This window comes from Prochlorococcus sp. MIT 1300 (assembly GCF_034092375.1).
Taxonomy (GTDB): domain Bacteria; phylum Cyanobacteriota; class Cyanobacteriia; order PCC-6307; family Cyanobiaceae; genus MIT-1300.
Genome location: NZ_CP139302.1, coordinates 1,544,421 through 1,556,680, shown reverse-complemented (window position 1 = coordinate 1,556,680; position 12,260 = coordinate 1,544,421). Strand labels below are relative to the sequence as shown.

General features: G+C 43.6%; 14 protein-coding genes. 6 read left to right on the top strand and 8 right to left on the bottom strand.

Features of this window, described 5'->3' with window-relative positions:
- Window positions 1-13 precede the first annotated feature (13 nt).
- Entirely contained in the window at window positions 14-2,749 is a 2,736-nt protein-coding gene (locus tag SOI83_RS08025; RefSeq protein ID WP_320677725.1) for a DEAD/DEAH box helicase, read from the bottom strand.
- Window positions 2,750-2,906: 157 nt separating this feature from the next.
- Here SOI83_RS08025 and SOI83_RS08020 point away from each other — a divergent pair, with 157 nt between their 5' ends.
- The 5 genes from SOI83_RS08020 to bioA are packed head-to-tail and all read left to right on the top strand — an operon-like array spanning window position 2,907 to window position 7,449.
- Window positions 2,907-4,049, top strand: coding sequence for an 8-amino-7-oxononanoate synthase (locus tag SOI83_RS08020; RefSeq protein ID WP_320676154.1), 1,143 nt, complete (start codon window positions 2,907-2,909; stop codon window positions 4,047-4,049).
- Entirely contained in the window at window positions 4,046-4,765 is a 720-nt protein-coding gene (locus SOI83_RS08015) for an alpha/beta hydrolase (protein WP_320676153.1), read from the top strand. Before SOI83_RS08020 ends, SOI83_RS08015 begins: the two co-directional genes overlap by 4 nt.
- The gene (locus SOI83_RS08010; protein WP_320676152.1) at window positions 4,758-5,513 is read left to right on the top strand and encodes a methyltransferase domain-containing protein; all 756 of its coding nucleotides are present in this window, start codon (window positions 4,758-4,760) and stop codon (window positions 5,511-5,513) included. Before SOI83_RS08015 ends, SOI83_RS08010 begins: the two co-directional genes overlap by 8 nt.
- Window positions 5,510-6,157 carry a dethiobiotin synthase gene (gene bioD, locus SOI83_RS08005; RefSeq protein ID WP_320676151.1) on the top strand — a complete coding sequence of 216 codons (648 nt, stop codon included), beginning with the start codon at window positions 5,510-5,512 and terminating at the stop codon, window positions 6,155-6,157. The genes SOI83_RS08010 and bioD overlap by 4 nt, the downstream gene beginning before the upstream one ends.
- Window positions 6,157-7,449: an adenosylmethionine--8-amino-7-oxononanoate transaminase gene (bioA, locus tag SOI83_RS08000; protein ID WP_320676150.1), complete on the top strand. Its 1,293-nt coding sequence runs from the start codon at window positions 6,157-6,159 to the stop codon at window positions 7,447-7,449. Before bioD ends, bioA begins: the two co-directional genes overlap by 1 nt.
- Before the next feature lie 20 nt (window positions 7,450-7,469).
- Here the strand turns inward: bioA and SOI83_RS07995 are convergent, their stop codons facing one another.
- Window positions 7,470-7,685 carry a DUF3143 domain-containing protein gene (locus SOI83_RS07995; protein WP_320676149.1) on the bottom strand — a complete coding sequence of 72 codons (216 nt, stop codon included), beginning with the start codon at window positions 7,683-7,685 and terminating at the stop codon, window positions 7,470-7,472.
- 10 nt (window positions 7,686-7,695) lie between these two features.
- Window positions 7,696-8,211, bottom strand: a complete 516-nt coding sequence (locus SOI83_RS07990) for a J domain-containing protein (RefSeq protein WP_320676148.1) — start codon at window positions 8,209-8,211, stop codon at window positions 7,696-7,698.
- Between the two features lie 73 nt (window positions 8,212-8,284).
- Between SOI83_RS07990 and rsmG the strand changes: the two genes are divergently transcribed.
- Complete coding sequence (gene rsmG / locus SOI83_RS07985) at window positions 8,285-9,040, top strand: 16S rRNA (guanine(527)-N(7))-methyltransferase RsmG (RefSeq protein ID WP_320676147.1); 756 nt, start codon at window positions 8,285-8,287, stop codon at window positions 9,038-9,040.
- On the opposite strand, the gene SOI83_RS07980 is transcribed toward rsmG, so the two are convergent.
- The 5 genes from SOI83_RS07980 to SOI83_RS07960 form a co-directional block, all read right to left on the bottom strand.
- Window positions 9,030-10,235 (bottom strand): aldo/keto reductase, encoded by a 1,206-nt coding sequence (locus SOI83_RS07980; protein WP_320676146.1) that lies wholly within the window; start codon window positions 10,233-10,235, stop codon window positions 9,030-9,032. The two genes, rsmG and SOI83_RS07980, sit on opposite strands and share 11 nt — an antisense overlap.
- A gap of 7 nt (window positions 10,236-10,242) precedes the next feature.
- Window positions 10,243-10,641: a ferredoxin gene (locus tag SOI83_RS07975; protein WP_320677724.1), complete on the bottom strand. Its 399-nt coding sequence runs from the start codon at window positions 10,639-10,641 to the stop codon at window positions 10,243-10,245.
- Window positions 10,638-11,033 carry a DUF1257 domain-containing protein gene (locus SOI83_RS07970; protein ID WP_320676145.1) on the bottom strand — a complete coding sequence of 132 codons (396 nt, stop codon included), beginning with the start codon at window positions 11,031-11,033 and terminating at the stop codon, window positions 10,638-10,640. Before SOI83_RS07970 ends, SOI83_RS07975 begins: the two co-directional genes overlap by 4 nt.
- Window positions 11,033-11,236: a DUF2997 domain-containing protein gene (locus tag SOI83_RS07965; RefSeq protein ID WP_320677723.1), complete on the bottom strand. Its 204-nt coding sequence runs from the start codon at window positions 11,234-11,236 to the stop codon at window positions 11,033-11,035. The genes SOI83_RS07970 and SOI83_RS07965 overlap by 1 nt, the downstream gene beginning before the upstream one ends.
- An 89-nt stretch (window positions 11,237-11,325) precedes the next feature.
- Window positions 11,326-12,138 (bottom strand): HEAT repeat domain-containing protein, encoded by an 813-nt coding sequence (locus tag SOI83_RS07960; protein ID WP_320676144.1) that lies wholly within the window; start codon window positions 12,136-12,138, stop codon window positions 11,326-11,328.
- Window positions 12,139-12,260 lie beyond the last annotated feature (122 nt).

The following is a 12,260-nucleotide window of genomic DNA, read 5'->3' as shown; positions in this document are numbered from 1 at the left end:
TAGAACGAGATGTTCAAACCACACGTTCTGTGGCGGGATTTTTCCCACCATCTGTCTCTTCAGAAGCCTTCAAAAGATCCTCAGCCTCACAAACTGGAAAGCGGTTTAAAGCTTTAATTGCCAAGCGGGCATTACCTCGCAGTTGCTCGCTAACAGCCTCGCAATAGGGGACTTGTGCCAATAAATCTATAGTTCGGCGCAAAACTCTTACAACATCACCCTCATCCAACGACGTGTTCGCTATCAAATCGCTCCATGTCGCACCTCTTGCCCAGGCATGGACTAATCCCATTAATTCAGGTTCCCACCACGCAGGGATGTCTACTTCATGTTGCTCTTGAATACGTAACACCTCCCTACGAATTCCTGATAAATCATGCAATGCATCCTCAGCTCCTTTCGGCAAGGAATAGCCACTCCACAAGTCAGGTCGATTAACTTCTGTACTAATTGCCTCAAAAACGGCAGCCAAGTCACAGGGGGGCAACTCATCCAAGTGCCCGCTTATTAAGGCAAGGCCCAACCACAATTCGTTATCACCTCGTAAAGCTCCAATAGTGCGACCTATTTCGGTCGGCTCTAAATCATCTAAACATCCAAAATGCTGGAGTATTGCAATCAATACCAGAAATTTTTCCCAGTGATGATTTGCTCTGTGATAAAGGACTCTCTTCCTTTCGCGAATTTCTATCTCTAATTCCTCCATCCTTCGACGATGCTTTTTAAGTTGTTTTCTATCCCCCCAACGATGTGCTGGTTGCTGCTCTAAATCTTGGGCCAACTCATTCACTAATTTAGCCTGAGTAAGCACTTCACCAGCCAAATCATATTGAGGGGTTTTCATGTCATGGCGTTTAGCCATTTGAGAAACAGCTAAAGCTAAATCTGCACTGTGCTTATCCCCATGTCGAATCTCACCAGATCGCTTGAGATCAGATCCTGCAAAACCACTTACCTCCAAACAGCTCAATTCAGCATGCAAACTTACAACTGCATGACAAGGTAAAAGCAACCAAACATTCTCATCTGTAAGGCAAAGAAGGAGAGGAAACTGACCAGAGCCATCTAACTTATCAACAATAACAGCAGGCGTAATCCTTCCACGTAACTGAGGAGCCTTAAGACTCACCAAGGCTCCCAGACTTGAAAATTGAAGTGCCAATGTAAGCTCATTAGCAAGAGTCTCTGCCGCTTGTTGTTGCAAGATTCTCAAAAGACGTCGCTCCTCTTTTAGTCGACTGCGACACTTTTCATATATCTCGAAATCTTCCCAAGGCACATCTCCGGCTACACCTTGAAGGGTTCCTAACTGAATTTGCAACTGCTCTAAAAGCTCCTCTTCCTCAACCAAATCCAACGTGGCAAGATAACGACCAAAACTCCTCTCAACTAACTCCTTTGCCTTATTAAGCTCATAACGCTGAAGCAAATTAAGAACCATTCCATAACTTGGCGTGAATTGACTTGCTAACGGATCAGCAGGACTGGTTGCCAAATATCCAGCTTCACGAACACCTTCAAAGCGACTTTGAACGGTAACCACATAACCTTGCGAGTCCAAACCACGTCTACCTGCCCTACCAGCCATTTGAAGGAATTCACTACCCATAAGTTGTCGATGACCACGCTCTGTTCTCTTCGACAAAGCAGCAATAGCAGTTGTACGAGCTGGCATATTGATTCCAGCTGCCAAAGTCTCAGTAGCAAAAACGACCTTCACAAGCCCCTCCTGGAACAACTCCTCAATCAATTCCTTCCAGGCTGGCAAAACCCCAGCATGATGAGCCGCTATACCTTTAAGCAGAGCATCAACATGATGGGCATCACGAACAGCCTCTGGGTTTGTCTGTATGTATAAGTTCAATCTTTCACGGATACGATCTTTTTCAAATGGTTTTACTAAACACTGAGACCCAAGATCTCTAACAGCTCGATCACATCCACGTCGACTAAAAATAAAATAAATTGCTGGCAACATATCTCTTTGGGCCATCTGCGCAACAACAAAACTAATCGGCGGTGGTTCTGGTTGAGGAGGTTTCTGAGTTCTCCCCTTACGCTTATATCCTTTAGGTGCTCGCCAAACCTTGCAATTCGGATTTAATCCAGTTCCCTCTTTATTTAAAAGAGGATGTAATCCCTTTGCACTGCAAAAAAGAAAATTTAAGGGAACTGGACGGTGAGAACTAATCACGAGTTCAGTTGGACCATGCACACGTTGAATCCAATCAGTCAATTGACTTGCATTAGCAACTGTCGCAGAAAGGGCAACTAGTTGAACTGTCGAAGGACAATGAATAATTGATTCTTCCCAAACCGTTCCGCGTTGGGCATCATTCATGTAATGACATTCATCGAGTACAACCGTCTCAACATCCGCGAGAGGGTCATCATGGCCCTCAACTCCCGCATAAAGCATATTTCGGAAGATTTCAGTGGTCATCACCACAATCGAGGCATCCCTATTCATACTCAAATCACCAGTCATTAGTCCTACGTTCTTATCCCCAAACTGTTCTCTAAAGTCACGAAGCTTTTGATTTGAAAGAGCCTTTAAAGGAGTGGTATAAAAAACCTTTTGCTTATGGGCTATAGCTCTATATATGGCATATTCCCCAACCAAAGTCTTGCCAGAACCAGTAGGGGCACTAACAACTACAGAATGCCCTTGATTAAGTGCATCAACAGCCTCCAACTGGAAGTTATCCAGCGGAAATGAGAAGATCGCTGAAGGATCTACATCACCCATGGCGACATCAAATGAGGTCGTACGAGCGCCACTCAACTCATCGACTTAATCCTAAAGAAGTCTTCAAGTCATTGATAAGTAATTTCAGCTTGAAGAAACACATCATTATTCATCAATCAAAGCAAACCTGATTCATCACGAACTCCAAAGGAAGCAAATGCAGAGCATTCCACCCTCAAGACGTCGAAAAATCAGGACTTGGGCTCTTGGTCCAGGAGATAATCTCCTGCAATCAACAGCACCAACAAAGGAGCAAAAAATACTGATTGATCTAGCCAGTAATGATTATCTAGGTCTCAGCAGACATCCCGATCTTATTGAAGCAGCTACCTCAACCATGAATATGGAGGGCGTTGGAGCAGGTGGTTCACGTCTAATCACGGGCAGTCGGCCTATACATTGCGCGCTCGAAGAAGAGCTTGCACATTGGCTCGGGAAAGACAAAGCCTATGTATTTCCAAGTGGATTTCAAGCAAACCTGGCCGCAGTTATAGCTCTCGCAAATCGAAATACTACTGTAATAGCAGATCGCCTGATACACCATTCTCTTTTAGTTGGAGCCAAGGCAAGTGGAGCACGTATTCAACGTTTTGCACATAATAATTTATCAGATTTAGAAATTAAATTAAGCAAATGTATAGTCAAGGATCCAAAATATCCTCCTCTTGTTATTACTGAAAGTGTTTTCAGCATGGAGGGGACTAGTCCTTCTCTAATAGAAATGGCTGATCTTTGCGAAAAACATGGCGCGATTATGCTTGTTGATGAGGCACATGCAATCGGAGTCATGGGACCGCAGGGTAAAGGTCTTGCCTATGGAATAAGTGGCTCCTTAAAAATGATTAGCGGTACTTTCGGTAAAGCTTTTGGAGCTGGTGGAGCCTTTCTAGCCTGCAGTTCTAAACTAGGAGAAAATCTTCTACAAACCAGTGGAGCCTTTCGCTATACCACTGCGCTTGCACCACCAATAGCCGCAGCCTCATTGGCAGCACTAAATCTAATAAAAACCAATCCTCACTGGTGCCAGGAAATACAACACAATGCAGAACAATGGAGAAACCGTCTGGCTTCAGCAGGATGGGCTCGCCCACCAGGGAATAGTCAAATCATTTCTCTCCTAATCGGTAATGACCAAAAAGCCTTGTCCTATCAAGCAAAATTAGAAGCTGCAAACCTACTTAGTGTTGCCATTCGCCCTCCTACGGTGCCAGAAGGGACGGCCAGACTCAGGATTGTCATTCATAGAAATCTGCCTAATGAGACATTGGAAAAGCTAATAGAAGCCTTGAAGAATTTATGAATGAAGTGATTGCGATGCATGGCTGGGCTGGTGACAGTGAAGGGTGGCAGGCATGGGCAAGTCACTTCCAAGCTCGTGGATGGAATTGGCAAAGTTGCGAACGAGGGTATGGAAGCATCCCAACCCACCAGGCCCAATGGACGGAAACTCCACCGATCAAAAATCACAAGCAAAATGTATTTATTGGGCATTCACTTGGACTTCATCTAATCAATAGCAAAGTTCTTAGCGAAGCAACCGATGTTGTACTCGTCGCAAGTTTTAGTCGTTTTGTCCCCAAAAACTCTACTAATCGCTCAATATCAATTGCCTTAAATTCAATGAGAAATCTTCTAGGCACCCAAAATGAAAATCAAATGCTTAAAACTTTTCTAGGCAAAGCCTTTCATCCCAATTCAGTTGATAATACAATCGCTGGTCCCATACAGAAAGGTATTTCCTCTGAAGGTAGAAAGAAACTAAAAGCAGACCTTGATTTACTTATAGAAACGAAAGCTTTGCCTGCTGAGTTTCCATCAAATGCAAGAGTTCTCGTTATAGAAGGTGCAAAAGATGAAATCATCCTTCCACAAACGAGAAAAGATCTAATAAAAGATTTGACAACCAAAGTAGAAAAACCAATTTCCCATTGGATTATTGAAGAGGGAGGTCACACTCTCATGACCTCAGAAGTAATCGAAAAAGTTTGTGATTGGCTAGAACAGAAAAATGGCTGAAAAATGGTCTAGGAAGGTTATCTCCAACTTTGATCTTGCCGCTCACAGGTATAGCACCCATGCTCAACTTCAAAAGGATATTGCAAAGTTACTCGCTAAAAATTGTGCGGCACAAAATATTTCTAAAGGGTTTTGGGTGGATCTCGGAGCAGGTACTGGTTTCCTAGCCGATGCAATTGAAAAACTACATCCATTCCAAAAGGTAATAAGAATAGATGGAAGTATGAGAATGTTAGAACAGCAAACTTCCAATAGTTACACCCAATTATGGGACCTAAATCTTGGTTTACCACAATGGCCAAAACCTCCTGATCTAATTGCATCAAGTTTTGCCCTTCACTGGTTCCCAAATGTCGAATACAAAGTAAAAGAATGGTTTGAAGCGCTCTCCCCCGGGGGTTGGCTTGCAATAGCCGTTCCTAGAGCAGATAGTTTTCCCGAATGGCGTCTTGCAGCAAATAACGCAGCAGTTCCCTGCACCGCACTTCAATTGCCATCTAAGTCTCAATTATTCAAATCCATCCCCTCCCATGCCATCCAATGGCAAGTTGCTCACACAGTCACCCAACACAACAAAGAAGTCATTTCTCTATTACGTCCTATACGCCAAATAGGTGCGCATGCCAGTCAAAGCCAGACATTAAAGGTTGGCGAATTACGACGTCTCATAAAGACTTGGCCACAAGAAGCAGAGAAAAACCAACGAAAACTTACCTGGGTGATTCAATTATTACTGGCCAGAAAATGAAATCTTCTATGAAAAGCCTCGTGATATGTGGAACCGGTACAGAGGTAGGGAAAACAATTGTCAGTGCTCTACTAGTGCAAGGACTAAAGGCCCAATATTGGAAACCAGTACAAACAGGATCTAATAGTGAGGTGGATAGAGAAACAATTTGCCGACTACTAAATCTTCCAACTACACGATGTCTTCCAGAGACCTATATCTTTAAAGCTCCTGTCTCTCCTCACTGGGCAGCAGAGCAAGAAAACAGTGTAATCAAACCTGAAAACTTAACTTTGCCAATAAGCAAAAGTCCATTAGTTATAGAAACTGCTGGAGGGCTCATGGTCCCTTTCACTAGAGACTGGCTACAAATTGATCAGCTTGAGAAATGGCAACTGCCAATCGTTCTAGTAGCCAAAAGTGGTCTAGGGACACTTAATCACACCCTTCTCAGTCTTGAAGCACTGCAATTGCGCAAAATTTCTGTTCTTGGCCTTGTTCTCAATGGTCCACTTCACCCAGACAATCCCACCACACTTGAACAATTTGGGGGGGTTCCGGTGATTGCTCAATTGCCCTTTTTGAATTCTCTGAATGCTGACAGCCTTAGAAGAGAATGGGAAAGACAAAAGATTGAAGACAGCTTCAAAAAACTTCTTGGCTAATGAGCTCAACAACATCTAAGAAAAACCCTTGGGGCCCACATCTCTGGCCACCATTTACTCAAATCATTTCAGCATCTCCACCTATACGAGTTCTTGGAGGAGATGGAGCCATCCTGCATCTCGAAAACTCAGAATCACTTATTGATGCCATCAGTAGCTGGTGGGTAACTCTTCACGGTCATGCTCATCCAGAAATTGCATCTGCAATCTATGAGCAAGCCAAACAACTTGAACAAGTTATTTTTGCAAACTTTGTGCACCCACAAGCGGAAAAACTTGCTACTCGTCTAAGTGCTTTAACAGGGTTAGAAAGACTCTTTTTTTCAGACAATGGCTCGACTGCGGTAGAAGTTGCGTTGAAGATTGCCTACCAGTTTTGGGCTAATCAAGGAGAACCACGCCAACAAATTATTGCTTTCGAGGGCGCGTACCATGGGGACACTTTCGGAGCGATGGCAGTTGGGGAAAGAAATTTATTTAATGAAGCCTTTGAGGGTTTATTGTTTCCAGTAAGTCGATTACCTTGGCCACACACTTGGTGGGATGATCAGAACGTTGAAAATAAGGAACAGTTAGTTCTTCAACAACTTGAAAAACTCCTCAAGACTCCCACTGCTGCGGTAATTCTTGAGCCCTTAATTCAAGGCGCTGGAGGAATGAAAATAGTCAGGAAAGAGTTTTTACAATCTCTTGAAAACCTTGTCCGCAAATCTGGGGCATTACTTATAGCCGATGAAGTACTTACAGGGTTCGGACGATGCGGGCAAGTTTTCGCATTTCAAAGAGCCGGGATCACTCCTGATCTAATTTCATTATCCAAAGGCCTCACTGCTGGATTCCTACCAATGGGAGTGACGATGGCTAAAGAATCAATATTCGAAACATTTATTGGAGAAGATCCCCGAGTTACTCTTTGGCATGGGCATAGCTTTACTGCTAACCCCTTAGGATGTGCAGCAGCCAATGCAAGCTTGGATTTACTGGCCAAAGAGCCTCATTTATTCGAAAAATTTGAAGAACGCCACCGTCCCCATCTTGAAGAGCTTTCAACACATTCAAAAGTCTCTAAACCTAGACTAATTGGCTCAATAGCAGCATTTGACTTAGCAGTAAATGATCAAAAAGGATATCTAAATCATACCGGGAAAGTATTACAAGCAAAGGCTTTGGAGCACGGGGTGTTTCTAAGGCCATTAGGTCAAGTCGTTTACCTTTTGCCTCCTCTCTGTCTCACCGACGATCAACTAGAAAAGTGCTATTTCGCTATCAAAAAAGGGCTAGACTGCTTTTAGTTTGTTTCAGTCAATAGGAATCAAGGGCCCTGAATAAGTGCTGCTTCTACATCTTGTCTTGAAAGCCCATAGGGGAAAGCACATCGTCGCTCAACATCACATCTCCAAATAACTATCAGTTCCTCTTGGTCGATCTTTATTTCTGCTGACCATTCAGGCATTTCCCAATTCCATCGCGAAAGATCCTCTGCACTTTGCTCAGCTCCCAACTCAGCCAGCCACCTTTCTATAGACATTAAAGAGTGTCTATTCAGTGGGATATCCGAAGAAGGAAGTAGGTGATCGACCATCTTGCTGTGGAGAAGCCTTAACAACAATCCAATCAACTATGAGCCAGCTTGGTCGCACCTGCAACTCCCGTCCCTGTACCAGAGAAATTCCGCCTGCCACCAACAAACTTATGCATAAGACCAAGCCAAGTAGCAAAAGTGAGAAAAGCTCTCCTCCTGAGAGCGGTCGGCGAACTTCTTCTTTCTTTCGTTGACCCTTAAAGCGAGTCTCCATCAACTTTGAGCTTGATGATGATTTTATTGAAATCTCTAGATCAAGACTTTCGTCATAGGACTTTCTCAGAGCCGGGTCAGAAAGAAACTCATAAGCCTTTTTTAGTGCTTGAAATTTCTCAGAAGCCGTTTCAGGCGGCAAAGAAGTCGTATCTGGGTGAAGAGTCTTACTCAATCGACAGAACGCTCTCCGAAGTGTCTCATTATCTGCAGAGCGAGAGACTTCTAATTGTTCGTAATAGTTAGGGAGAGCAGTCAAATCTAAAATCAAAATCTTAAAAACAAATCCAAGAATCCCCCTTCTTCCACATCCTAAAGAGATCAACCCAGAAATGCAGTTACATAGCCATACAGATTTTTCACAGCCGAGTCCATCGATTTGGGAAACGATGCAATGGGAACCATCAAATCAACAATTTGAGCAAATGAGAACTCTTCAAACATCACTACAAAAATGGAATTCACAAATAAATCTGACAAAACTCATAGAAGGTGAAGATTATTGGATTTCACAAATTTTTGACAGCCTCTGGCCTCTTAGTCATGAACTGTCGACCCCACAAATACCCCTCAGCATTATTGATGTAGGCACCGGTTGTGGCTTCCCTGGACTTGCAGTTGCAATAGCCCTACCTAAAGCAAAGTTAACACTCATAGAATCTGTCCGGAAGAAAACGGATGCTCTCAAGGGAATGGTTAAAGATTTAGGATTAAATCCAAGAGTAACTGTTCGTACGGAGCGTGTAGAGACTACTGGTCATGATAAAGCTTGTCGTGGAAAGTTTGATTTAGCCATGGCACGCGCAGTAGCAAGTTGTCCGGTTTTAGCTGAATATTTAATACCTTTAATCAAAACAAACAAAGAAGCATTATTATTTCGTGGTCAGTGGAACCTAGTAGAAGAGAAGAAACTCATTGAAGCTTTAAAACCATTAAAATCTAAAATAATTAAAGTAGAAAGTATTCAGCTCCCAAATAATCGTGGTTTACGTCATCAGATAAGAGTAAAAAAAGATTCAGAATGTCCAACTATTTACCCAAGGTCGATAGGTATACCAACGAAAAGGCCCCTAGGCACTATGCACTAGAAAGCCTTTGCCTAGATTGCCCACCAATTCGTTCTCGGAGATTCCTCAGCAATAAAGGGATATCATCTCGCCAAGGGCTATTGCAAAGAGCTTCCCTTAAACTTATTTCACTAACCTCACTATCTAAAACATCAGCATTACTACCTGGAAACCAATGTCCCCCATTACCTAACAAGCAATAGCGAGCCTTTGCATAACTTTCCATATCCCATGCCTCAAGCAGATTATGAAGCCAAAGCAAAACATGAAGGTTTATATGGCCTGGGGTTTCTTGCCAACTTGGCAGACCTACCTTCCAGCTATCTAACCAAGCATCGCCTAACTTCATTCGTGCAGCAGAATACAAACGTGCCTTTATTTCCGGCAAATAATTTTGAACACTATCTAAAAGTGTTACTGCTTCAAGGTGCTTCTCAAAATCTTGCAAGTTGGCTACACCTACACTAATAGTGTGTACCCTTGGATCACTTAAGCAGAAGAGATCATTAAAAACAATAGGGTGTAGGGGAGCACACAACTTAATAAGTTCTAAAGAAGGGTTATGAAGATGTCCTCCCTTATCAGTAGGGCTAATTATGAAAACGCCTAAATCATATTCTTTCGCAACATCTAAAGCAAGTGAATTCTCTTGCCAAATGTAATACCAATGAAGGTTCACGTAATCAAAATGGCCTGTCTTAATCGCCTCAATAATTAGATCTACTGGACCATGAGTAGAGAAACCAACATGCCCAATTCTCCCGTCATCCTGCCATCTACGAACAACATCCATACACCCATTTGGGCGCAGAGTCTGATCCAGATGCTCAGGGAGATTCAGACCATGAATTGCGAACAGATCAACCCTTTTGCATTTAAGTCTTTCAAAACTCAACTCCAACTCTTTTTCAAAAGAATGGGGATCATCATTCGCAGGAACTTTTGTCTGAAGCAAACGCTTTGAATCAGAGATCTTCTGCATTGCCCTACCAAGCTGCAGCTCAGAACTTCCGTAATGCCTTGCAGTTTCTACATGATGCAAACCACAGGACACAGCTGCCTCCAAAATATTTTCCACATGAGATTGCTCATTAAAAGAAATTTCATCCAAAGCCAGATCAGACCAGCTCTGTTGATATCGCATTCCACCAAGAGACAAAATTGGTATTTCTATCTCTGAACGACCAAAGCGACGGCAAGGAATAGAAGTGGGCACACTAAAATTATTGATTTTTTTTTCGAGGCTTAAGTCTTTTAGGCACCCTGGGCAACGTCCCAAGAGGATGTAAGTCAAGTTGATCTAACTGCAAACGTAAATCTGCAAGTTCTTCGAACTGAACCCAATGAATACAGTCAACAGGGCATGTATCTATAGCTTCCTGGATTCGCTCTGAACTGTCTCCATCTTGCCGAACTGCCCTTGAACGCCCCAAATCACTCTCTATCACAAAAGTGTTGGTAGCAACATGAGCACAATAACGACATCCTATACAAGCTGATTCGTCGACCCAAACAGCCTTTTCGCGCAATTTTCCACCCAAGCACGGTTCAAAGCCATTACGTGAAAATTCACTTTGAGAATTGGCTAAAAACGCCTTTGATGGATCGGATTCCCGAGTCAGGGGTCCCAACGGGTTACGACCAATTCAATAGAGCCATCGATGTTGCTACTTTGCTTTGAGACCTCAAAACCCTCTTGTGCGGTTGCTGCAAGAACAGTATTGAGTGCATAACGCTGAGTTAATTGTGCCAAAAAGCGCTCTACTGGGACCGTATGTTTCCACAAGTCCAAGTCAGCAACCAATTCATACGACTCTGTGGAGGGATTCCATCGAAAACCAATATCACCACCATCATTGGCCATTTGAACTGCCAGCTCGGCCTTAACAGTCTGGCCACGGTAACCACGAATTATATGCTCGCCTAAGTTTGGAACATGCCCTAACTCCTGTAAGGCCTGTACAAGCGGTTCGAGCTTTCGCAGTTGGGTTTTTAGTGTGCTGAAGTGGGACATCAGAGGATTTCTGCAGGGATGGACTGTGCCTGGTCCTGGGGACGGAGGTAAGACTCTGAGGTCCGTTCTCTGTGCTCAACTGAGCCCAAAGCGGCCTCAAGCTTTTCAGTGAGCTGATTACAGTCCTCACCGATCACTCCCTCAACGCTCTCTTCAACCCGACCATCCTGTCGAATGCGGAATCGCAGAGTGCGTTGTGGCATGCATCTGTCTTTCAAAGACCATGATGTTATAGAAACTCTGACCAAAATTTTGCGACTGTTGTAACAAGGCTGTGTTTTGAAAAAACCTCTCAAACCAAAAGTCCTTCATCGATCAGCCCCTTAAGCCTTGCTATGACTTGTGGGTTCTCTAATTGCTCTAACGCGATGCTCGCCTCATCACGTACAGATGCTTCTAGATCATTCAACAAAACATTAAAAAAAACATCCACCATCTGAGCCCTCAAACTCTCAGGCAACTTGTCATGTAGACGACCAAGAGCCCAAATACAATTACTCCTAACCAAAGGTTCACTGTCAATTCTTAGACTGATTAACAACTGATCTGCTGCGGATTCTGCATTCTTCAATGAATTACCTCCTACTTCTGCTAACGAGCCAGCTGCCCAAAGCCTCACTGCAGCAACATCATGCTGAAGAGCATCTACTAGTGGCTGCAAGACAGAGGCATCTGGATAATTTCCCAGACTCCAAGCCGTAGCTTTACGAACATAAGCATTACCATCTGTTTTCAATAACTGAACCAAAATTTCAACAGCTCTAGGGCAAGGATTTCTACCCAATGCATAAACAGCACTCATCCGCTCCACAGGGCAAGGCTCACGCAATAAAGGGATAAGAAGAGGAAGAGCTCGTGGATCCCGGTGCTCACAAAAAACACGTAGTCCTTGAAGTCTGCGCTCTTGATGTCCTTTTTGCAGCCAATCCAAACCCAATTCACACTCGCGTGCGACGCTTAACGCATTAGGGCCTGCACTTTCAGGGTCAATTTCATCTAATGGGTCTCCAAGAAGTTCAGCAGCCAACTCTTGTGCCAAGACATCTGGATCAATGGCCAAATTGACCAAACCCTCATCTGTTATCTGATCTGAAGCATCTGTCATGCGGTAGATCGTAAAGGCTTTTGTGGAGTGATCTCAACCAATTGGAGCCGGAGCAATCATGTCACCCGGCAGCCAAATACGGGCACTAACGGCAATAAATGCCAACCCAAAGATAAGAACGA